General features: G+C 30.6%; 17 protein-coding genes. 12 read left to right on the top strand and 5 right to left on the bottom strand.

The window, feature by feature from the left end; translation table 11 throughout:
• The first annotated feature begins 236 nt into the window (after positions 1-236).
• Positions 237-1,253 (top strand): hypothetical protein, encoded by a 1,017-nt coding sequence (locus B6F84_RS12175; protein WP_148692484.1) that lies wholly within the window; start codon positions 237-239, stop codon positions 1,251-1,253.
• A gap of 38 nt (positions 1,254-1,291) precedes the next feature.
• Here the strand turns inward: B6F84_RS12175 and B6F84_RS12180 are convergent, their stop codons facing one another.
• Together B6F84_RS12180 and sor are read right to left on the bottom strand one after the other, a co-directional pair.
• The gene (locus B6F84_RS12180) at positions 1,292-2,257 is read right to left on the bottom strand and encodes a zinc ribbon domain-containing protein (RefSeq protein ID WP_148692485.1); all 966 of its coding nucleotides are present in this window, start codon (positions 2,255-2,257) and stop codon (positions 1,292-1,294) included.
• A gap of 93 nt (positions 2,258-2,350) precedes the next feature.
• Positions 2,351-3,277, bottom strand: coding sequence for a sulfur oxygenase/reductase (gene sor / locus B6F84_RS12185; protein WP_148692486.1), 927 nt, complete (start codon positions 3,275-3,277; stop codon positions 2,351-2,353).
• Positions 3,278-3,458: 181 nt separating this feature from the next.
• On the opposite strand from sor, the gene B6F84_RS12190 reads away from it, so the two are divergent.
• On the top strand, positions 3,459-4,139 hold the full coding sequence (locus tag B6F84_RS12190; RefSeq protein WP_148692487.1) for a hypothetical protein: 681 nt from the start codon (positions 3,459-3,461) through the stop codon (positions 4,137-4,139).
• A gap of 47 nt (positions 4,140-4,186) precedes the next feature.
• Complete coding sequence (locus B6F84_RS12195) at positions 4,187-4,873, top strand: sugar nucleotide-binding protein (RefSeq protein ID WP_148692488.1); 687 nt, start codon at positions 4,187-4,189, stop codon at positions 4,871-4,873.
• A gap of 30 nt (positions 4,874-4,903) precedes the next feature.
• Here the strand turns inward: B6F84_RS12195 and B6F84_RS12200 are convergent, their stop codons facing one another.
• Entirely contained in the window at positions 4,904-8,773 is a 3,870-nt protein-coding gene (locus tag B6F84_RS12200; protein WP_148692928.1) for a protease pro-enzyme activation domain-containing protein, read from the bottom strand.
• Positions 8,774-9,596: 823 nt separating this feature from the next.
• Between B6F84_RS12200 and B6F84_RS12205 the strand changes: the two genes are divergently transcribed.
• The 3 genes from B6F84_RS12205 to B6F84_RS12215 all read left to right on the top strand — a co-directional run bounded on the left by B6F84_RS12205 (position 9,597) and on the right by B6F84_RS12215 (position 11,255).
• Positions 9,597-9,845, top strand: a complete 249-nt coding sequence (locus tag B6F84_RS12205; protein WP_148692489.1) for a VapB-type antitoxin — start codon at positions 9,597-9,599, stop codon at positions 9,843-9,845.
• Complete coding sequence (locus tag B6F84_RS12210; protein WP_148692490.1) at positions 9,842-10,225, top strand: type II toxin-antitoxin system VapC family toxin; 384 nt, start codon at positions 9,842-9,844, stop codon at positions 10,223-10,225. The genes B6F84_RS12205 and B6F84_RS12210 overlap by 4 nt, the downstream gene beginning before the upstream one ends.
• 661 nt (positions 10,226-10,886) lie before the next feature.
• Complete coding sequence (locus tag B6F84_RS12215; protein ID WP_148692491.1) at positions 10,887-11,255, top strand: hypothetical protein; 369 nt, start codon at positions 10,887-10,889, stop codon at positions 11,253-11,255.
• Here the strand turns inward: B6F84_RS12215 and B6F84_RS12220 are convergent.
• Positions 11,238-11,885 (bottom strand): uracil-DNA glycosylase, encoded by a 648-nt coding sequence (locus tag B6F84_RS12220; protein ID WP_148692492.1) that lies wholly within the window; start codon positions 11,883-11,885, stop codon positions 11,238-11,240. The two genes, B6F84_RS12215 and B6F84_RS12220, sit on opposite strands and share 18 nt — an antisense overlap.
• Before the next feature lie 154 nt (positions 11,886-12,039).
• Here B6F84_RS12220 and B6F84_RS12225 point away from each other — a divergent pair, with 154 nt between their 5' ends.
• Positions 12,040-12,537 carry a hypothetical protein gene (locus tag B6F84_RS12225; protein ID WP_148692493.1) on the top strand — a complete coding sequence of 166 codons (498 nt, stop codon included), beginning with the start codon at positions 12,040-12,042 and terminating at the stop codon, positions 12,535-12,537.
• A 4-nt stretch (positions 12,538-12,541) separates the two neighbouring features.
• Here B6F84_RS12225 and B6F84_RS12230 read toward each other — a convergent pair whose 3' ends face one another.
• Positions 12,542-14,293 (bottom strand): S9 family peptidase, encoded by a 1,752-nt coding sequence (locus B6F84_RS12230; RefSeq protein WP_148692494.1) that lies wholly within the window; start codon positions 14,291-14,293, stop codon positions 12,542-12,544.
• Positions 14,294-14,437: 144 nt separating this feature from the next.
• On the opposite strand from B6F84_RS12230, the gene B6F84_RS12235 reads away from it, so the two are divergent.
• The 5 genes from B6F84_RS12235 (at position 14,438) to B6F84_RS12255 (ending at position 22,058) form a co-directional block, all read left to right on the top strand.
• A complete protein-coding gene (locus tag B6F84_RS12235; RefSeq protein WP_148692495.1) occupies positions 14,438-16,378 on the top strand; it encodes a hydantoinase/oxoprolinase family protein in 1,941 nt (646 codons plus the stop codon).
• Positions 16,375-17,907, top strand: a complete 1,533-nt coding sequence (locus tag B6F84_RS12240; protein ID WP_148692496.1) for a hydantoinase B/oxoprolinase family protein — start codon at positions 16,375-16,377, stop codon at positions 17,905-17,907. The genes B6F84_RS12235 and B6F84_RS12240 overlap by 4 nt, the downstream gene beginning before the upstream one ends.
• 158 nt (positions 17,908-18,065) lie before the next feature.
• Positions 18,066-19,208, top strand: coding sequence for an MFS transporter (locus B6F84_RS12245; protein WP_148692497.1), 1,143 nt, complete (start codon positions 18,066-18,068; stop codon positions 19,206-19,208).
• Between the two features lie 152 nt (positions 19,209-19,360).
• Positions 19,361-20,485, top strand: a complete 1,125-nt coding sequence (locus B6F84_RS12250; protein WP_148692498.1) for a hypothetical protein — start codon at positions 19,361-19,363, stop codon at positions 20,483-20,485.
• A 178-nt stretch (positions 20,486-20,663) separates the two neighbouring features.
• Positions 20,664-22,058 (top strand): PQQ-binding-like beta-propeller repeat protein, encoded by a 1,395-nt coding sequence (locus tag B6F84_RS12255; RefSeq protein WP_148692499.1) that lies wholly within the window; start codon positions 20,664-20,666, stop codon positions 22,056-22,058.
• The last annotated feature ends 12 nt before the right edge of the window (positions 22,059-22,070 follow it).

Genomic DNA, 22,070 nt, shown 5'->3' on the forward strand with positions numbered 1-22,070 from the left:
ATTTTTTCTTAACATTTTTTATTTTGTTGTCTACTTCTAGATTTATTTATTAGTATAAGCTAAGTGAGTAGTACCGCTTAGTAAACAGTATTTAAAGTTATCTTTAAATACAATAATAGAGAGTAGAGTATATGCAACAGTTAATTGTTAAGGAAATAGAAAAAGAAGAGAAAAAAGAAATGGAGGATAAAGTAGTAGACGTAACTACGGTAAATAGGGTGAGAGGTCTAGATTAAATGGAGTGCAAAGAGGTCTTAGACCAAACTATAGAGAAGAAGATTAGTATAGACGAATTGCAGACATATTTTGACTGTTTTTTAAGTCTTCAACATTTTTTACGATTTAATACTGCATTTAACTTAAATAGAAAAATAGTTAAGGCTGGAAGTTATGTTTATTTTGATTTAGGTTACGAAAGGCCAGCAAGTTATGTTGCTGGAATAGATGAAACTACACAAAAAATTTTCTGCATGCCAGTTAGAACTTGTTATCTTTACTACGATTCAGAATCAGAAATAAGAAAATGCATGGGCTTTAATTATCATTATTATGAAAAATTCAATTTTGTTGATGGATTAACAATTAGGTTGCAAGGAGACTTAACTATGGAAGTTGTAAGAGCTTATAATAAAACTGAAGATTTATTAGAATTTATTGATCAAAGAAGAGAAGAATTTAGAGACCTTTGGGAAAATTTTGTTAGAACTAAGTTATCTAAGGATGAAGAAATGCAAAAAGCTGAAATCTTAATAGGTTCCTATCAAGAACTTAGGGATTTTGCACTAAATATAAGAATATACCGTGAGGAAGATAAGGTTGATATAGTAAAAGTTATAAAGTTAGCTAGAAAAATAGAGCCAGAAATAAAAGCTTTAGCTAAGAAATATAATATTCATCTTCTTAATTTATTTGAAAAACCTAGAGCAACTGACGAAAGAAGATATAAGTGTATAAGATTTATTGATATAGAAGACTTTGGAAGAAAACTTAGACAAAATAAAATATCTCAATTAGGTAACTTTAAAGACTTTATTTTAGAGAATGAGAAAAAAATTACGTTAAGGATTGGACATTATACAACCCCCCATGAACTTAAACTAGTAGGTGTCCTAGTTAATGCTATAGAAGGCAGAAGAGTAGAAGTAGCTATCTTAAGGCCACAAACTATAGAGATAAAACATCCAGAGCATGGAATTACAACTTTTAATATACCTAAGCCAACTTATGCCATATTTAGACTAATGGGATTATAAAGAGAAATAAACTAAGAAATGTATTATTTATTAATAAATTATTTACTTTCTTGAACTAATAAATTATTTCCACAGTTTGAGCAGAATTTTGCCCCTGGATTATTTACGTATCCGCATTTAGGACATTTTACTGGACTCAAGGACGCTCCGCAGTTTGAGCAGAATTTTGATCCTTCTGGGTTTTCTTCTCCACACTTCCAACATTTAATTGTTTTAGATTGTTGTACTGTTTGTTTTGGAGTTGATGTTGCTTGTTGTGTGGGTGTTTGTTGCTGTGGTGCCTGTACTGGGGGTTGTTGAGGCTGAGGATATTGTTGTGCGTATGGTTGAGGATATGCTTGAGTTCCATATTGTGGTTGTCCATATGGTTGTGGATATGCAGGCTGTGGATATCCAGGCTGTGTTGGCTGCGGGTATCCTGGTGGAGGAGGTGCAGATGTAACTAACATCATTATTGTGCTCATTAATTGCTCTTCATTACTAAATTCTTGGTACATATGGTATAAATCAAGTGCAGATGCTCCTCCTCCTGCTAATTCTGCTAATTTGCTATGCAATAGGTCATCCCCAATAAGATAAGTTCCTCCTGCAGTAGCACCTACTGTTAATAAATCCTGCATTAAGTTTGCTATTCCTGTTTCTACCATTACATATCCTTGTCCTTCACATATCCTTATAGTATAGGATTTATTTCCTGCTGTTAGATCTCCTAATAAACTAGAATGTTGGGCTTGAATAACAGCCATATTTTGACCTACCATTGGATATGCTTGCATACCTTGGCTCATTAGGTACATTGTAGCTTGTTGTGCTACGTATTGTAAATCAATTGGATGTTGTATTGGTATTGTCATTTGTTTTCCGCCCAATCCAATTGGTTGAGCACACATCATCATATTAAATGCTGAATTTTGTTGGTATGGTTGTCCATAAGGTTGCCCATATGGTTGTCCGTATGGCTGACCGTAAGGGTTATTTGGATAATTACCGTAGGGATATCCCATACTTACTTATTCAGCAATTCTAGTATTTAAAAATATTCATTGAATATGAGAAAATAATACAAAAAATAGTTAAAAAGCTATTTAAAAAATAGTTTATTCGTTTAAGTATTCTCTCCAGAATGTTCCTTCCATTACTGGATTTAATATTCTTATGTATGGTCCGTATATTAATGTGTCTAAAGCTTCATCATGTACTGCTCTGTATTCTGGGCTTATTAGTACTCTACCCATACCGAACTGTAATGCGTCTGGTCCAGACCATTCTACGTGGACTATGTAGTTTGGTGGTGTTGGTTTAGCTTCTGGTGCTTCGAATACTGTATTGTTTGGATCTGGTACATTGCTTCCATCAGTTTCTAATGCTTCATGGAATGCTTTAGCTCCAAATTGTAAGCTTCCTAATGGAGATACGCCTATTTCTTTAAGTACCATAGCTCCTAAGAATCCTGGTGCTCTCTTGAACATTTCTAGTGTTTTGATTATTGCATCTTCAAATTGTTTTTCTTTACCTGGTTTTACAATATGTTCAGCAAATGCTACTGATCTTTTTCCGAACGGTTGAGATATTGGTGGGATTTCCATTGGTTTTCCTTCTGCGAATTTTCTTCCTACTACTGTAGTGAAGTCTGTCATTTCAGTATTTATTGGCATGTTTGCGTATACTATTTCGTATAGTGGTTCCCAAGGTCCCCATACTATTTGGGATGAGCATGAGTAGCATAGTTTAAATATGTATGACCAATTTTGTTTGTGCATTTCTTCGTGGTCTTTCCAATCTTTCCAGAATGTGTACTGATATACTCCTACTGTGCTTTGTTCTTTTGTCATGTCTGGTTTTGCTCCGCCGTATCTAGTTCCGAATGGAACTACTCCTACTTGTATGTGGTTTTGGAATCCTACAAATCCTGGATGTCTTGCTGTTACCATGCATACTTTTGGTCCTATTGATCCGAACATATCGAATGTTTTAGGTTCATTTCTTAATAATGCCATGTTTATTGCTAAATATGGTTTGGGCATTTGTGGTCAAATATACATTTCTCACCATACTTATTAAACTTTGTTTAGTATAATCTAGATAAAGTATAAAGACACTTTTATCTTTAATTAGTATAAATGATATTTAAATAAATAACTTTTTTGATTTTTCTTGAAATAAAGAAGAATAGTTTTATTTGATATTAGCGCGAGGTATTAAAGTATGGTAGACTATATAAAACTTCTTTCTGCTGAAAACCCTTACGATAGACTAGATGCTTGGTTTAAAGTCGAATGGTTACTAAGTAATAATATTGTTTCTATCGATCAATTGAAGAATTTGAAAGTAAAATTTATAGAATTATTAAATTATGAAGATGAAACAGTAAGACTTCATGCCTGGAAATTGCTTCCTCAAGTTATGAAAGAGAATATAATTGAATTAAAGGAAGTAGATAAGGAAAAGTTTCTTTCTACTTTAAATTCTCCAGAGGGATGGCTTTTGGTTACTGAATTAGTAAATTTAAATGTAATAACTTTAGATGATATTATGAAATACAAAAATGATTTTTTACATTTTCTAGAAGGTAATGAGTTAGATAGAATTGCTGGATGGTCTTTAGTTGGACAAATGATAAAGTTAGGTCTTATAAGTAAGAATGACGTTGAAAGTAGAAAAAATTATTTATTATCTTTACTAAAGTTTAGTGATAAGCATATTAGATTTAACGTATTATTTTTAGTATCAGATTTATACAAGCTAGGAATACTTAATTCTAACGAAATTATGGAATATAAGAATGAAATTATAAGTATTGTAAATGATGATCAGTTTAATTTTCTCTTGAACGCTTATGAAAAGAATTTAGAAGATATTGAAGCAATACTTCAAATTGTTAAATAGCAAATTCTAACTAATGTTTATTATTATGTATTTATTATATCATGCTTATGATTGGAGTGACTGATGAAGGTGATATTGCAAAGGCTATTGCGCAAGCTTTTGACGATGAAGAATTCATATTGATAGATTCTCCTAAAAAAGTATATTCTGAAAAGCCTGATATTATAATTCATACTTTAGAGACAACATATGATAATCGTTCTATGTGGAATTTTAATACTTGGTTCGCAATTAATATTGCTAGAGCAGCAAATAAAATTGGTGCATTAAATGTATATTTCTCAACATATATGATTTTTGATGGTAAAAAAGGCTATTATTCAGAAACGTCTGTTCCATCTCCTCTAAATTATTACGGTTTAACTAAACTAGTCGGAGAAAGCAGTATAGCCTCTCTTGGAAATTATTTAATATTAAGATTAGGCCAACTAATCAACCGAGGATTTCTTAATTTTTTTATAAAAACTTTAATAAAAAAGAGAATTATAAGATGTAACTCTAATCTTTACCTTTCTCCTCTAACTTTAAGGGATTTAGGCTATGTTGTTACTACTTTAATTAAAAAGGATGCCAGAGGTATAATAAACGTTGCAGGCAAGAGACAATCAGAATACGAGATATGTGAAAAATTAGCTGATATGTTTGATGGAAAAGCAATTCCCTTTGAAGGCAAGTTTTATGATTTTTCTTTGGATACTTGGCTACTGAAAACTTTTAAAATAAAAATAGATTAACAAATTATAGAAAAAAAGAATATAGATTTATTATTTTCTTCTTATTAGGGCTACGATTGCAATGATTATTGCTATTATTGCTATAGCTAAACTTACATAATTTATGGTACTAACACTACTAATTTTAGAGTTTTCTGAAGATATACTATGATTTATACTAGATAAGGAAGATGATATAGAAGAGTTTAACGTAGATATCGTTGAGCTTAAGTTCTTCTCATTGGAATTTAATTTGATAATAGAATTCTGGAATGTCAAACTTGTTGATATATTACTAACAATATTATCATTTTGTATTGCAACTATCTGTAATTTATAGGTTCCATCTGGATACACTGAAGTATTAAGCATATACGTTAATGTTCCATTAATTGTATAGGTTTTTATTACTTCGCCATTTAGCATAAGTTCTACTTCTTTTATATCTTGCCCAATTACGTTAAATTCTATTTTAATTATTCCAGTTAAATTATTAGTCTGTGAAGTAGTAGGTGATATTAATTCTATTTTTGCGGGTGATGGAGAAATATTAGTTACTACTGAGTCTTGTGTAGTAATCTGAGAGTTTTCTAATGAAATTCCATAATTTGTAGTATCTATAAGACTAATATTTGAATTTATTGCTTTTATGTCATAAGCTTTTGACGAAATTATCGTGACTTGAGAATTTGTGAAAGTTACGTTAGTTACGTTACTATTTGTTATAATAACATTTCCTTCTATTGTATCATTTATTAGAATATCATTAGCTAAGGTTCCATTAAATATTATTTTATCATTAATTAATGCTACATCATAAGTTTGAGGATCAGTTATAGTTTGTCCTTCTATTTCAGTATATGGCAAAATGTAAAATGTGAACTCATTAGATAAAGAAGTAGAAGTAACATATCCGTTTGAAGACTCTCCAGTAATCAATATTTCAAATGGAGCACCATAATATTCTAAACCTTCAAGATATGTAAGATTGCCAGCAGAATATGTAGATGGTAAAGTAATGTTACCGTACCATAAACCTAATTTTGCATTGTACCATAATGGTAACTCAACTTCTATACTAATATCAGTGTATTCTGACGATAACGATCTAGGATATACTGTAGCTGAGAACATTCCGTATTTAACCTCAGTTCCATTCTGATACGTTATATTAGCATATATCTGTAGAGTCTCTCCCTCGTATGCATATGAAATAGGCTTTATGCTTACAATATTAGGCTTACCAACATAAATTTGTCCATAAAAGCTTCCATTAATATACTGTGATAATGTTATTGAATTATAGCTAGAATATAGCATGATAGTATATAATCCTGGTGTAGCATTAGTTGGAACTGGTAGATATCCAAAATATTCCCCTAAACTTGAAGAATAGAAAATCTGAGCAGAACTAACTACTACTCCTTGCTGATTTACCAACTCTGCAGTAAGATTAGAGCCTTCCATTAAGTTCGTCGTTAACGAATCTCCCGTTGCTTCTGACATAATGCCAGATAATGATGGAGGTGGAACAGGCAAACCTTCGATAATTATTGATTGTCCTCCATAAACTACTCCAGGTTCAGAAATAACTTGTGGTAAAATGAATAGGCTTTGCAACTCTACTCCATATGTGAACGCTACATAGCCGAACACGTTATTGGCTATTATAAGATAATCACCTGGTTGTAATTGTGGCATTTGGACGTACCAAGCACCTATTAATGGCGAAAAAGTAGCATTTATGGTAGTTACTGGACTATATGTATTGGTAGAAATATTATAATAATAAATGGTTACAGAAATATTTCTATAATTAGCTAATTCTCCAGAAGAATTGGTAGCACACAATACAATGTTACTATTAAATGCTGGAACAAAAGTTTGTGGAGATATAAATTCAGCAAAATATCCAGAAAACATTTCATCAAATCCATATCCTGAAGTCCCATTATATTTGCCATAAACATTGACGTCTAAAATTCCATTAGCATTGGAAGGTAAAGTTATATTAACTGTCCACTGTTTTAATGCAGGATTATAAACTAGTCTAGCAGTAGATATGTTTCCTTCTATACTACTTATCACAGTATTAAATACGCCAGATGTTACTTCTGTTCCATTATATGTAATATTGGCTAGTATTTCAATTGTCTCATCTGGATATGTTTGTATTGGAGTTTCTCCAGTAGAATTTAATACGGTTACTTCAATACTTAATGTTTTTTGACTAATTATTTGATTATAGTAGTATGCAAAATTTCCTATGTTTAATGTTCCCCAGCCTGTTACAAGGTTATATCCATAAGATGCTGTCCAAGGTATGTTATATCCAAACGTTATTGGATTAAATACTTTAGGATATATTGTGGAGTTCTCTCCAAATTCATCTAGAATCGGATTTATTAATCCTAATCTGGAATGAACATAATTCATTACTAGAGTTAATAAGCCAGCAGTTAATGGCGATGCTTCGCTTGTTCCTCCAGTTATACAAGTAATATTATCAGGGCATATAATATAGATTCCAGGATATACATTAGCATTTGCTGAAATCTGTGGTACTTCTTTTCCTGAAGGATATGTATTAGGTGTTGCAAGACTCCATTGATACCATGGTTTTGGTTCTATTATGCTTATTCCTCCTGTTGATCCTCCATAATTTATATCGTCTGGCACGAATCCGTAGTTTGACCATGCTGTCTGAGAAGAATTGCCTGGAAATTGGATGTAAGTGGTTGTTCCTCCTAAGGAGGTAACGAATGGTGAAGTAGCTGGATATCCTGGTGTTCCTACTGGTCCATTACTATATCCTGCGCCTCCTGCATCTCCGCTAGATGCCAAGAAAGTTATTCCTTCAGCTGATCCTAATGCATAATAGACGTCGGATTCGTATATACAAGAGTAAAATAGCTCTCCAGAGAATTGTGATATTAAAGATTCTGGTATGCTGAAACTTTGAGATAGTACATCTACTTGGTCTAATTGATCTATACAGGCTATATCACTTGAAAGTGGTAACGCACCATTAGCTATGTATAATGTAATATTTGCCTTTGGAGCCATTGTGTGTGAAATTTCTACATCTAAGCTTATTTCTCCAGCCCATCCAGTTAATATTCCTAGTTCTGGGTCATATGGCCCTATTGGAACTACAGTAAAGTTAGTATTAGGTAATCCTGTTATCTTGTCATAATATGCTAGCTGTTGGAATATATAAGGATCTCCGTAAAAGTCTAATATTCCTATATTATATCCTTGTCCTTCATCTCCTATTTTGTACAAGCTAGTAGCATTATATACTTTTTGTAATGCTGTTCCCCAGTAAGCTTCTTTGGGAGATGTAGCATTAATTTGACCTAGCTTTTTATCTAGATTTTTAATTTCTTTTTGAGTTATCAATGTATTTGGATGTGATAGGTAGATTTGTGTGAGATTTTGAGCTATTACTGTTATTCCAGATATCTTTGGTGTTCCTTCTGAGATATAATAGGATGTGCTTCCATTAGAATATAACTGTATATTAATTCCTAACGCTTGCTGTATTTGAGATACTGATCCTTCTGCTACAATTACTGAATCTAATGCTGTAGATATTATTTTAAGATTATTTTCCTTTAAATACTGTAGGACTTGTTCATATTTTTGAGCTGGAAGGAATTGTTGTAATTGGTTCTTTGTCAAGAATTTATGATATAATGGTGATGAAGGATTAGAAACTGCTTGAGCATAGTAGAATATTTCGTTAGTGTTCTTTAATGGTATATAAATCGTAAATATAACATTTTTATTACTGGGCATTTTTCCAATATAGTGAAATCCATTAATTTCTCTGGTTGTATTTGATATTGCTGGAGTTGACGAATATACTGGCAGAAGAATTATCTGTAGTACACCTAGTATAATTATTGTTAAAACGATTAGAGAATATTTGGTTTCCATAATTTTGTTTACCAATACGAATTATTTAAATATAAGTTCTTTTTTCTGAATGTATGATATAGTTTTTCTTTTCTTATTTTTGATCAGATAAAATATTTTAATTCTTTGTATATTAAAATCTTTATGTGTTTTGTTTAATTTTTACGTGAGTGTATTTATAGTGTCGCCAGATAGGTAAAAATAATTTTTAGGGTTTTCCAGTACATTAGTTTCAAGTTCTCTTGATAAAGAGAAATTATATATGTAAAATTTTTAACTACATTCCGACACTATACTCAATACTATCTTTTAAGTATATTATAATAGTTGCTAAATGAATACTAATGTTAGCAGTTGCATTTTTACATGAATTGACTTTTTGGATATTAGTTACCAATTTTCATAATTGTATTCTAAACACTACTATACTAGCAAATTCCATAATTTTCTCTGAGTTCACATTTAGGATACCAATAGTAGACGTACGATATCTTAAGTTGAATAATTGTATTACATTATACGATATTACGTTTTATTGTCAATATAAGTTCTTTACGAATTTTAATTCATTTGGCTATAAGATAGTATTAACTGTGTTCAAATAATTATTATCTTTTTGTTAAATCGAGAAAAAAATTCATTTATCTTGGGCTTAGTATATCATATTATCACGAAATTAAATTATGCATAGATATGTGCATGCTATTACATAAGTAAGTTATTATGATAACTTATGTAAAAGATTAGTGCTATAATTTCATCTCGACTTGCTGACTACATTAATTATAGTAATATTTAAGTAATAGGATAGTAATATTGACACATGAAAACTGTAACAATTAAGGTTAAAGATGAGATTTTTGAAATAGCTGAAGAAATGGTAAAAGAAGGAATTGCATCCTCTAGAAATGAGGCTTTTAATATAATTATGGAGATTGGATTAAATGAGGCTAAAAAAAGGCTAGAAAAGAAAAAGAAAATTGATGAATTAGTAAACAAATGGTTAAAAGAAGGATTACCAAAAGATCTAGATTTACCAACTTCAGAAGAAGTGATCAGTGAAAGAGAATGAAATATTACGTTGATACGAGTGTAATTATTGCTTACGTTATTGATAGTGATCCTAATCATGAAAAAGCTGTAGAAGTTCTTCTTGATAAGGGTGATAGAATTATAAGCCAATTAACTGTTACTGAACTTTATTCAGTATTTTCTCGTAGGGTAAAAGATGAAATTGTCGTAGAATCCCTTGTTAATTATTCTATTAAGAAAGTCGGAGTAAAGGTTGAAAGAATTGACTTTAACGAAGTATTTAAGAAAGTTAGTGAAATTGCACCAAAAGTTAAGTTGAAAACGTTAGACTTACTTCATTTAATAATTAGTATTATACTTAATTCTGAGATTTTAACTTTAGATAAGGAACTTGAAGAAGCTTATAAGAAAATGAACTAATTAATAAATACGTAGAGAGTGAAGTCATGAAAATTAGTATGTAATACACAAAAATTAGAAACGTAAAGAAATTGTATTCGGAAATACTACTCAATGTAAATATACAGTACTCTCACTATATTTATTCAAAATAATAAGAAGATTATATGGATTACAATTACCTTATATTACTGTAATCTACACTTTCAATTTAACACTTCCAAGTGCTAATAAGGAAAAGATTGATAAAATCAATCTTTAAAATTCTTATTCTGGGTTTAAGTCATTATTCTCAATTCTTGTTCTTTGAATTGTTATAATACCATTTATACAAGAAATATTTTCATTCTTCAAATGTTTAACTAAAACTTCTATTCCTTATAAGAAATTTGTATTGCTGTAACTAAACCATAAAAGAAGAGAATGGAGAAGACTGCCGAGAGTATAGGAAGGTAATCTAATATGCTAAGTAGTGTTTTAATCCTACTATATACCAATTAACACTCCTATTATAAGAAGAAAGAACTTTTAATGTAAGATTTTTTAACTGCATGATGACAGTATGAATACATTCTTTTTACGTAATGATAACTTATTTTTAAGTACGCATATCGATATATCATGAAATAAAATTAGTATCTTATAATTAGATTTTTATACATACTAATTAATGATTATATGGATGTATGTGATAAGTGAAGTAATTAGATCATTAATTTTCTTCATTATAGAGTGGATTATAATTTCAATTCCAGTTTGGTTAGCGTCTAAATTTTTCAGTAAAGACTCATCATTTTTGCGTGCTATGGTAGCTACGCTAGGTGGTATAATAGTTTTTGGAATTATTATTTTTATTTTAGATTTTATAGGTATTCCTTTGTTAGGTTTGGTTTTAGGTTTCATAGGTATTTTATTTGTTTTTAAAAGTATTTTTGATGTTGGTTGGCTGGGAGCTTTAGGAATAGCAATTTTAGCTTTTGTTTTTGCAATTATTATAGAAATAATATTAACCGTGATAGGGTTGTCTATTCCTTTAATCTTCCATATTTAGCATTGTTATTGCTTTTCTGAAGATATCAATCCATGAATCCCAGGTTAATCTTTTTGTCTTAGTATTTTGCGCACTTGGATGATAGCTAGCAATTAATTTTACTCCATTAATATCATAAATTTGACCGTGAGCAAATTTTAGTTTTACATTATAAGCTAAGCATATTGAGTCGAAGGCTATTTTACCTAGAGCTATTATAACTTTTAAATTCTTTAAATAATTTATTTCTTTTCTTAGAAATAAATTGCAATTTAAGATTTCCTCTTTAGTAGGTTTATTTTTCGGCGGGGCACATTTTACTGCATTAGTAAGATAAACATCTCTAAGAACTAAATTTTCATCTCTATTCGTAGAGTATTCCAAGTTAGATAAGCCAAACTCGTATAATGCTTTTATTACCCATTTTCCTGATTCGTCTCCAGTAAATACTCTACCAGTTCTATTTCCTCCATGAGCTGCAGCAGCTAAACCTACTATAAGTATTTTAGCATTTTCGTCTCCATAGCCTGGTAATGGCTTTCCCCAATAGCTCCAGTCTTTGAATTTTTTAGTTTTAATTTTAGCTATATTTTCTGAATACTCGCGTAATCTAGGGCACTTGTCGCACGATATAATTTCTTTGTCTAGCATATATATTTGAATAAGTTAATAGAATAATAACTTTTATATACCTAATTATTAGATTTTGCTCATTACTAAATAAAAACTAATATTTTTGAAATATTCAACTAATATACTATGAATAATTTTTTAGACTAGAAAAGTGTAATTAAATTGTGATAAAATGCATACACTAACTAAAGTAGGAATAATTCTGCTTGTGATTGGTATTGTTTTAGCTGTTATTGGTATTTATGCTTTGTCATCAACTACGTCTTTATTGCTTAATGCAGAAAAGCTATCTACTGCAAAAGTAATTACTATTTCTCCTCATCATACTTTTAATGTGTCTTACTCTATTACGTCTGTACCATCAATAGCAGTTTTTGCTTACAATTATACTTCTCCTATATCTGTTAGTATGCCTACTGGATTTTCGCATCTTCTTTCAACTAATGATGAGAACTCGTATATTTTAACTGCTGCAACAGCTCAAAGTGGGATTATACAATTAAATAATAATGATAGTACTCCAGTTATTGTACATTATGAATTTATGGCTGAACATATAACTTCTTTACTTACGATAGGAAGTATATTATTAGTACCTGGAATCTTTTTAGGAATTATAGGCCTTATATTAGCAGTAGTTGGTGTATTTTTAGGGAGAAGAAAAAGCTAGAGAATTATTTAAGGTATTTGTTAAACCATTCTAATTTTCTTTGAAGTCTATCTCTCATATTATTAGGCTTTCCTCTTCTGGCATGTTCATGGCTATCTCCTTGATATCTAACTAAAACTGTTGGTATACCGTTCATTTTTAATGCAGTATAGTATTGTTCTGCTTGCTCTATTGGGCATCTATAATCCTCTTCTCCATGTATGAACATTGTAGGAGTCTTGACATTTTTTACGTAATAAATTGGAGATATCTTCATTAGTTTTAAGATATTTTCTTGCGTCCACGGATCATCTATACCAGATTCTATAGCATTGAACCAGAATCCTATATCGCTAGTTCCACACATGCTTACTAGATTAGATATACTTCTTTCACTTATAGCTGCAGAAAACATATTTGTTTTAGTTATTATCCAGTTTGTCATAAATCCTCCATAAGATCCTCCAGTTACCCCTATTTTTCCAGATAGATTATATTTTTCTATTACTTTTTTCGTAAAGCTTAGTATATCTTCCATATCTTTCCCACCCCAATCTCCTACACATGCTTTCGCAAAATCTTCTCCATATCCTTGGCTCCCTCTAGGATTGCAATATATTACGTTATATCCGTTATTTGCAAAAAATTGGAATTCTATAAAATATGAATAGCCGTAAGCAGTATGAGGACCTCCATGAATAAATAGAATTATTGGATTATTCTTTCCAGTTATTATAGCCCATCCTTCAATTTCTCCATTATTAATTTCTTCTGGAGTCTTTCCTTTTACGTTGGGATTTGGATCATATATCTCATTATTATAATATAATAGGGAAGGTTTTTCTGGAGTTGTATAATAATAAGCTAATTTTCCATTTGTGTAATCAAATCCTTTCACTACTATTTTTCCTTCTGTAATTTGCTCTGCTTTGTTATCTGAGATCTTATATAGATTTGTTGACCCTTTTGTTTGTCCTTCTGATATAACTTCATCTTTTTCAAAAACTATCTTGTCTTTTGATCCGTCAAATAGGTCAGATAAAACGTTATTTCCACATGTATTTCCACATATTACGCTTTTTCCTTCTTCTGGAAAGATTATTTCTTTAGTTGCCCAAGGCTGTTTTCCTTTTCTATGACCTAGATAAGCTATTTGTCCTTGTTCGTTCATAGCTATTGCGTCTACTTCGCCTTCTCCTTCTGTTATTCTCTTAAGTTCTCCATTATCTAGATTTACTTCGAATATATCTGATAGATTGTAATCATCTCCACTCATAGTTGATGATATAATTACTCTTTTTCCATTAGTCGCTACTGCAGTTACGTCAAAATTTCCGCTTACTATTTTTCTTAATTCTTTTCCATCAAAGAGATAGAGACTTCTTCTTGATCTTAATAAGCCTCTACTGTCAAATCTATATTTTATTGTATTGGCTTCGAAAGGAAGTTTTTTATCAGCTTTTTCTTCACCTATAATTAAAATTCCTTTTACATGAAAAGTATAATCAATTATCTTTCCTAAAGAGAATAAGCTTACTTTACTTCCATATTCTCCTTGCTTTATTAATGAGTTAGTTTTCTCTCCTTCTACAAAATATAAATAATCATCTTTGAATATAGGATGTGAAACGCTACCGGATAATAATTCCTTTTTATTTAAAAAAATAGAGGATTTATATTTATTATTTTCAATATAAGTTTCTACATGTAGTAATCCTTTTTCAGTTAATCTAACATCTGATAAAATTTTTATAGAGTATGCATCTTCTGGTTCCATGTTAAATAGTTATCTGATATATTTTTATAATTTTATATATACTGTTTCCTGTATGAAAAATCTTGAATATTTATACGATAAAATTCTAAACTTTTTAACACTTTTAATTTTATATTTATATTCTATTAAGCCCTTTTATTTTCTATGATCGTAGCAGTAGACGTAGGCGGTACATTCACTGATTTCATAGGAATTGATAGTAGTGGAAATATTTCTGTATATAAAGATCTTACTACTCCAAAATCGCCCGAAATAGGAGTTAAAAAAGGGTTAGAAAAATTTACTCAGATTCAAGAAATAATTCATGCTACAACTATAGCTACAAACAGTCTCTTAGGTCAAATGAATCTAGAATTGCCAAAAGTAGCTCTGCTAACTACAAAAGGATTTAAGGATATAATTGAAATTGGAAGGCAAAACAGACCAGAACTATATAATCCATTTTTCAAAAAACCAAATCCTCTTGTTCCAAGAGATTTAAGAATTGAAATAAGTGAAAGAACTGATAAAGATGGTAATATCGTTGTTAAAGTAGATGAAAAAGAAGTAGAAGAGAAAATTAAAGGATTAGATATAGATTCTCTAGCAATATCTTTTTTACACTCATATTTGAATCCATACAACGAAAAAATTGCAGGCAATATAGCTAAAAAGTATTTCAAGTATGTTTCAATTTCTTCTGAAATAGCTCCAGAGCCTAGAGAATATGAAAGAACATCCACAACTGTTATAAATGCTTTACTTATGCCAATAGTTAGCAAATATTTGGAATCTCTTTCTTCAAGCTTATCTTCAATAGGAAATCCGCCATTATTTATTATGGCTAGTTCTGGCGGTCTAATTAGTTCGGAAGAAGCTATGAAAAGACCAGTCCAAATAATTGAATCTGGACCTGCTGCTGGAGTAGTTGGAGTTGCTTCATTTGCTAAAGAGTTAGGAATTAAAAATGCTATCAGTTTCGATATGGGAGGAACAACAGCTAAAGCTGGAACAGTAGTCGATTATGAGATTGAGATTACCACTGAGTATGAAGTAGGTGGTAGAACCCATTACGGTAGAGTAGTGAAAGGATCAGGTTATCCGGTAAGGTTTCCATTTGTTGATTTAGCTGAAGTTTCTGCAGGTGGAGGTACAATAATTTGGAGAGATGAGGCTAAAGCTTTAAGAGTAGGTCCGATAAGTGCTGGTGCAGATCCTGGTCCTATTTGTTACGGTAAAGGAGGAAAAGATCCTACATTAACAGATGCAAATCTAGCACTTGGCAGGATTGGAGAAAAATTGCTTTCAGGAGATTTGCCTTTAGATAAGAATTCAGCCTTAAAAGGACTAGAAAAACTAGGAGATGTTATTGAAATATCAGACCAAGCTATTAAGCTGGCAAATCTAGAAATGTCTAGAGCTATAAGATTAGTTACTGTTGAAAGAGGATATGATCCTTCTAATTTTTCTCTCTTTGCCTATGGTGGAGCAGGTCCCCAATATGCTTTAGATTTAGCAGATGAATTGAACATTACACAAGTTATCATTCCTCCTTATCCAGGATTATTTTCAGCTTTAGGGATGCTCTATGCTGATAAAAAATACGAGGCTAGAAAATCTTATCCTAAAGATTTAGAAAAAGATTTTGAGGAATTAGAAAAATCTCTAAGCAAAAGAGAAGAAGGTACTTTCTTCCTTAGATACGCTGATGTTAGATATAATGGACAAGGATGGGAATTAACAATTCCTGTAAAAGATATAAAGACTATCAAAGAGGATTTTGAAAGTACTCATAAATCAATATATGGATTTACATTAGATAGAGATATAGAAATAGTTACAATTAGAGTCTTTAAAGTAACTCCATCAATTAGACCTAAGATTCCTTGCCCTAAAGAATCCGGAAATCCTAAAGTAAGTTATAGAAAAGTATTTTTCGACGGGGAATGGATAGACACTCCAGTGTATAGAAGAGAAGATTTACCGCTAGGTTATGAAGTTGAAGGTCCAGCTATAATAGAAGAATATAGTTCTACAATAGTTATAAAACCAAATTGGAAAGGCATAGTAGAAAAAATGGGATTTCTAAAGGTGAGTAAGAAATGAAAGGCTGGGAAATTACTCATAAGGCAACAATTTACATAGCAGAAGAAATGGGAGTTTATCTAAAGAAATCAGCTTTATCTCCTAACATTAGAGAAAGAATGGATCATAGCTGTGCTATAGTTTCAGCAGATGGCAAAATAGTTGCGCAAGCTGAACACATTCCAGTGCACTTAGGATCGTTTAAAATTGGTGTAGATAACGTATTAAACTATCTAGAAAAAGAAGGCATGGAATTAGAAGATGGAGATGCTATAATATTTAATGATCCTTATATTTCCGGAACGCATTTAAATGACGTAGGTATTCTTTCTCCTATTTTTTATAATTCAAAATTAATAGGATATGCGATAAATAAAGCTCATCATGTTGATGTAGGTGGGCCTTTGCCAGCATCTTTGAATCCTAATGCTAAAACGCTATATGAAGAAGGAATAGTAATTCCACCTACTAAAATAGTAAAAAAAGGAGAACTTAATCGTGAAATTATCAGTATTATAAAAAATAATTTTAAAGTACCTGAAGTATCATTAGGTGATTTAAAGGCACAAATTTCTGCAAATTCATTAGGAATAAAAAGGATAAAACAGTTAATAGAAAAGGATAATAATGCAATAAATGCATGGAAAGAATCAATATCCTATTCAAAAAATCTAACATTAAATAAAATAAAATCGTGGAAAAGAGGAACATATCAAGCAGAAGATTACTTAGAGTGGAAAGACAATAATTTGATAAAATTAAAATTAAATCTAGAAATAAAAGAAGACGAAATAATTGCGGATTTTTCTGGAACAGATAAACAAATTGATGGACCTTTAAATGCAGTTTTAGGAGTTACTTACTCTGCTGCATCTTTTGCTATCAGATCAATGATTTCAGATGTTCCTACAAATGATGGATTTTATCAAATAATAAAAATAAATGCTCCAGAAGGTAGTATATTAAATCCTGTGAAGCCTGCAGCTGTAGGAGGAGGAAACGTAGAAACTTCGCAAAGAGTAGCAGATGTAACATTTTTAGCTTTGTCGAAATTTTTAGATGTTCCTGCTGCCAGTTCTGGCACTATGATGAACGTTATGTTAGGCGGAATATACAGAGGAAAATATTGGTCTTATTACGAAACTATAGGCGGAGGGAGTGGTGCTAGACCATTTGAAGATGGAGTTTCTGCAGTTCAAAATAACATGACTAATACCTTAAATACTCCAATAGAAATAGCAGAAAGACAATATCCTATATTCTTTACTAGATATCAAATAAGGGAAAAAAGTGGAGGTAATGGAAAATACAAGGGAGGAGATGGAATAGTTAGAGGTTTTAAATTACTATCTGATGGGACTTTATCAATTCTAGCTGATAGATTTAAAATAGGACCTTGGGGTTTAAAAGGAGGAGATAATGGTAAAACTGCTAAAATATCGATAGCAGGTAAAGAAATTAAAGATAGTAAATTTAGTACTACAATAAATGAAGGTGAAGAGGTTATTATAGAAACTCCAGGCGGTGGCGGTTATGGAAGTCCTGAGTAATTTTATGGAAAAAGTATATAAAAGCAAGACTTAAATATTTATAGTTGTTTTCTAAGTTAATTATTCTTTCTTTACTCTATTTCCAAATATAATCCTTGTAAATCTTCACAGTTAGCGTTAAAAACTAGGTTATAATAGTTACCATTAAGTTAGTATCTATGAAACCGTTGAGAACTTATATTTTAATTAAGAATTTCTCATTAAATCTTGTTCAACCTTTCATATCGTTCGTTAGTACTGCAAGTGGAATTTTGGGAGAACAATTAGGTTTAATTTCGTCATCAGGTACGGTTCTACCAGCAATTATACAATTTTTCTTATCTTACACAAATTTAAACGCGAAAAAACTAGTTGCCTTAGGTACATTTTTAACAGGCATTTTGTGGATAATTCTTTCAATTATTCCATTTAATATCCTTTTTACTGGAATGTATCTAACTTTGGATGCTTTTATGGGTATTTCATTATATGGTTGGTATTTAATAATGGATAAAGTTAGTTACACTTCTAGGGGGAAGATATTAGCTCAGTACTCTTTTTATTCTACTTTAGGTGGATTAATAGCTACTTTAATAACGGGTTTTATTGTAGGAGATGATTTCTCTTTAGTAAGAGAGTTCTTTATCATCACTGGAATACTTACTTTAACTGACGGATACATAGCAATTAATTTTGACGTAGATTCTGACCCAAGCTCTATAAAAATTGGAAAAATATCTCGAGAGCTTAAAAATTATCTTTTAATAACTTTTTTCTTTAGTATAGTATGGTCTTTAGCATGGCCACTTTTTCCTATGGCTCAAGTTTATGTATATCATATGAATTTTATGGAAATAGCAATAATTAGTGTAATATCTGGAATTTCCACATTAATTTTGCAAAGAAAGATTGGTTATCTGGTAGATAATCATAGAAAGATTATGATGTTCACTGGAAGATTACTTTTAGCTACTTTTCCTTTAGCCTACGCTCTTTCAACTACTATTTATGAGATTTATTTAGCTAATATAGTAGCTGGATTCACTAATTCAGTTAACTCTACAGCTTATCTATCCTATCTGTACGATTCTTCTTCAAACGCTAGAAAATCAGTAGGAATATATAATGCTATTGAAGGATTAGGATACTTAGTAGGAGCAAGTATTGGCTCAATAATTGCTGAATACTTTTTCTCTATTATTGGGGTTTACGCAATTAGATTATTACTATTTGCAGTAGCAATGCTTAGAGTTTTTGTTGCTCTACTATTTTTGAAATTGCCTGAGCCTAAGCCATTCAAACCTAAAATAGTCGTAAAATAATCTATTTATAATTTCTTTTTAGATTTTTAATTCTTCATATGGAGATAATATAGATACTGTTGAAAATATATTTTATAGAGTGTAATATAGTCTACTAAATTTTTAGTAGATATATAGATAATATTTAAAAATAAGATAATATAGCAGTAAATATGGAGAATACAAAAATATATGGGATAATAGGTTTTGGTATAGTAGTAATTTTATTGTTAGCTATGGTTTTTATTGGCCCATCATTAGAAAAACCAGTTTCTGCTGGTGTTTCAAAATTCAAAGTAGTCAATGCAACACTATATAACTTAAATGGAGATTCTGTAATTAAAGCAACAATTCAAGCATCTGGAATACCTTCTAAAGTTCATGATAATCTTTATGAAGTAATTGTAAATAAGACTACTTACTATGCGTTTTATAAGCAAAGTTCAGATGGACAAGTTGTATGGTATTATAATGGAACGGACTCTTATACAATTTACTTATCAACATTAAACTCTACTTATTCACCTGCACATTTATCTAATGGAATATATAAAGCAGAATTTGTTTCTCAGCAAGGATCTAGTACTATAACAATTAGCTTTGGAATAGCTCCTAAACCGTCATTAAACATAATTTCTGCTCAATTATTTAACGTTAGTGGATATTATGAAATATACGCAAAAGTTAACGCCAATATACCTTTGGGAAGAATATATTTCTATTCTATATTCTTAAATGACTCGGAATATTACATATTCTATCATCCATCAGGAAGTAAATTTGAACCAACATATTATATAGACAAATCTGGAACATACAATATTTCATTATACGTATTTCCTAGAAATTATACTAGTGAAGTTCAAATAAATCCAAATAACTTTACATTACTACCTGGAGAATATAATGCAATAATAGTTACCTCTATAGGTAACTATTCTATGAAATTAACTTTAACTACGGTAAAAGCTAAGCCAGAATTTCAAGTTGAAAATACTGCTGTAGAAGGAGAATATAATTCCACAATAGGTTATATTAATGTTACAATAACGGCAACTACACCTTTAGGTGGGCATATATCTTTAAACGAAATTAACTTAAATGGAACAAATTACACTGTATATTATGAACCTGAAATCTTACCATCAGCAATCGCTGTTTACGTTTATTCTGGTACAAGTCAATATACGCTGTACATAGATAAACTGGTAACTCCAGGTATTTACGAAGTTACTTTCTTCTATTCATATAAAGGAGTGAATTATTCCTTTGAAGAAATAATAAAGATTTCAAGCTAATTATTTTTCTAATAAATATTTTTCTATAGAGTGAAACTCTTATGATATTATTATATATTTCTAAAATAATTATTTGATAATATATTATGCCATTTCTACTTTTGTTAGACTAAAAAATTGCTAATTTAATTTAAATATTTCGGTAAAGTATATAAACTAGTTAGTTAACCAAACTATAATGAATAAGAACCAAATAATAGGGCTCGCGATTATAATAAGTGTATTAGTTGGTGTATCAAGTTTTACGCTATATGAAAATCATAAGCTTCCTATCTCTGGTTTAAATATTTTAAGGCATACATCCACTTATTCTAGCTCTCTAATTCCTAATTCTGCTCCAGTAAATATTTCTCCAAAAGTAACCGTAATACAGAGTATTCCAGAAAATTCAAAACTATATAATGAGAATATAGAAGTATTTGAGAATTCTCCATCTCACGTTTATTTCCTTCCAGTAACTACTGGCTATTTTTTATTAAATGTAACGGGAGCAATTATAGAACCTCCTTCCATATATGGTAATTTAATGATTATAACAACTTCTGGTCCTATGATTAATAATTCACTAATGTACAATTTAGGTTGTGTTTATGCTATAAATGATAGCTCTGGCAAAATAGTATGGTATGAAGAATTTCAAAATCAAATAATGACGCAGCCAATAATAGTTAATGGAATACTAATTATAGGATTAGGCAATAATATGTTTCAAAATTCCTCTATTAGAGGAACAGGATACAATGCCATAATTGCGTTAAATGTTAGCAATGGTAAAGTACTCTGGACGTACCAAACTTTAGGAGAAGATATGCCTACTCCAGCTTACTATAAAGGTATGGTAATAGAAGCTAATGGAAATGATGAAGTTTTTGCACTAAATATAACTAGTGGAAAATTAGTTTGGAACACATATTTAGGAAGCTATGTTAGTATGTCATCCATGTTACTAGTGGGTAACATAGTGTATTTTGGTTCTGCAAATCCTTATGTTTTCTGGGCTATAAACGCTAACAACGGAAAAGTTATATGGGAAGATAATTTCACTAATGATTTTTCAGGATATTGTTTAGGAGGACTTGACGATTCTTCTCCTTCCTATTCTAATGGGATAGTGGTTACATCATTTACTATAAGATTTACATTTAATAATAGTATAGATGAATATTTGGTTGCAATGAACTCTAAAAACGGAGATGTATTATGGTTAATAAATGAAGGTTATACTAGCATGCCTCCAAATTTAGAATCTCCTCCGCCAGTAATATATAAAGGAATTGTGTTCCATGATTCTCCAGTAGGTATTTTATATGCTGTAAATTTAACTTCCGGCAAAGTTTTATGGACTTTCAATACTGGTTTTACTACAAGTAATGTAGACATAGCTTATGGTAAAGTACTGATACAAAATAGAACTGGTACCTTATTTGTTTTATCGTTAAACGGTTCATTAATAAAAGAAATTCAAACTCCAGTCTCCCCGGGACCTGGAAATATACTCGTTACTTATAATTCTATCATACTAGTAGGAGTTAATGGTATAATAGATGTTCTACCTATTCAAGCTATCAGATAGCTAGATAATAAA

This window comes from Acidianus manzaensis, assembly GCF_002116695.1.
In the GTDB taxonomy this organism is placed as follows: Archaea; Thermoproteota; Thermoprotei_A; order Sulfolobales; family Sulfolobaceae; genus Acidianus; species Acidianus manzaensis.

Bases quoted from the DNA above. Each gene is read 5' to 3' on its own strand.
- B6F84_RS12215 (WP_148692491.1), top strand. From the start codon at position 10,887: ATGTATGTGATAAGTGAAGTAATTAGATCATTAATTTTCTTCATTATA.
- B6F84_RS12230 (WP_148692494.1), bottom strand. From the start codon at position 14,293: ATGGAACCAGAAGATGCATACTCTATAAAAATTTTATCAGATGTTAGA.
- B6F84_RS12190 (WP_148692487.1), top strand. From the start codon at position 3,459: ATGGTAGACTATATAAAACTTCTTTCTGCTGAAAACCCTTACGATAGA.
- B6F84_RS12195 (WP_148692488.1), top strand. From the start codon at position 4,187: ATGATTGGAGTGACTGATGAAGGTGATATTGCAAAGGCTATTGCGCAA.
- B6F84_RS12180 (WP_148692485.1), bottom strand. From the start codon at position 2,257: ATGGGATATCCCTACGGTAATTATCCAAATAACCCTTACGGTCAGCCA.
- B6F84_RS12225 (WP_148692493.1), top strand. From the start codon at position 12,040: ATGCATACACTAACTAAAGTAGGAATAATTCTGCTTGTGATTGGTATT.
- B6F84_RS12175 (WP_148692484.1), top strand. From the start codon at position 237: ATGGAGTGCAAAGAGGTCTTAGACCAAACTATAGAGAAGAAGATTAGT.
- B6F84_RS12250 (WP_148692498.1), top strand. From the start codon at position 19,361: ATGGAGAATACAAAAATATATGGGATAATAGGTTTTGGTATAGTAGTA.
- B6F84_RS12205 (WP_148692489.1), top strand. From the start codon at position 9,597: ATGAAAACTGTAACAATTAAGGTTAAAGATGAGATTTTTGAAATAGCT.
- B6F84_RS12240 (WP_148692496.1), top strand. From the start codon at position 16,375: ATGAAAGGCTGGGAAATTACTCATAAGGCAACAATTTACATAGCAGAA.
- B6F84_RS12210 (WP_148692490.1), top strand. From the start codon at position 9,842: ATGAAATATTACGTTGATACGAGTGTAATTATTGCTTACGTTATTGAT.
- B6F84_RS12235 (WP_148692495.1), top strand. From the start codon at position 14,438: ATGATCGTAGCAGTAGACGTAGGCGGTACATTCACTGATTTCATAGGA.
- B6F84_RS12245 (WP_148692497.1), top strand. From the start codon at position 18,066: ATGAAACCGTTGAGAACTTATATTTTAATTAAGAATTTCTCATTAAAT.
- sor (WP_148692486.1), bottom strand. From the start codon at position 3,277: ATGCCCAAACCATATTTAGCAATAAACATGGCATTATTAAGAAATGAA.
- B6F84_RS12255 (WP_148692499.1), top strand. From the start codon at position 20,664: ATGAATAAGAACCAAATAATAGGGCTCGCGATTATAATAAGTGTATTA.
- B6F84_RS12220 (WP_148692492.1), bottom strand. From the start codon at position 11,885: ATGCTAGACAAAGAAATTATATCGTGCGACAAGTGCCCTAGATTACGC.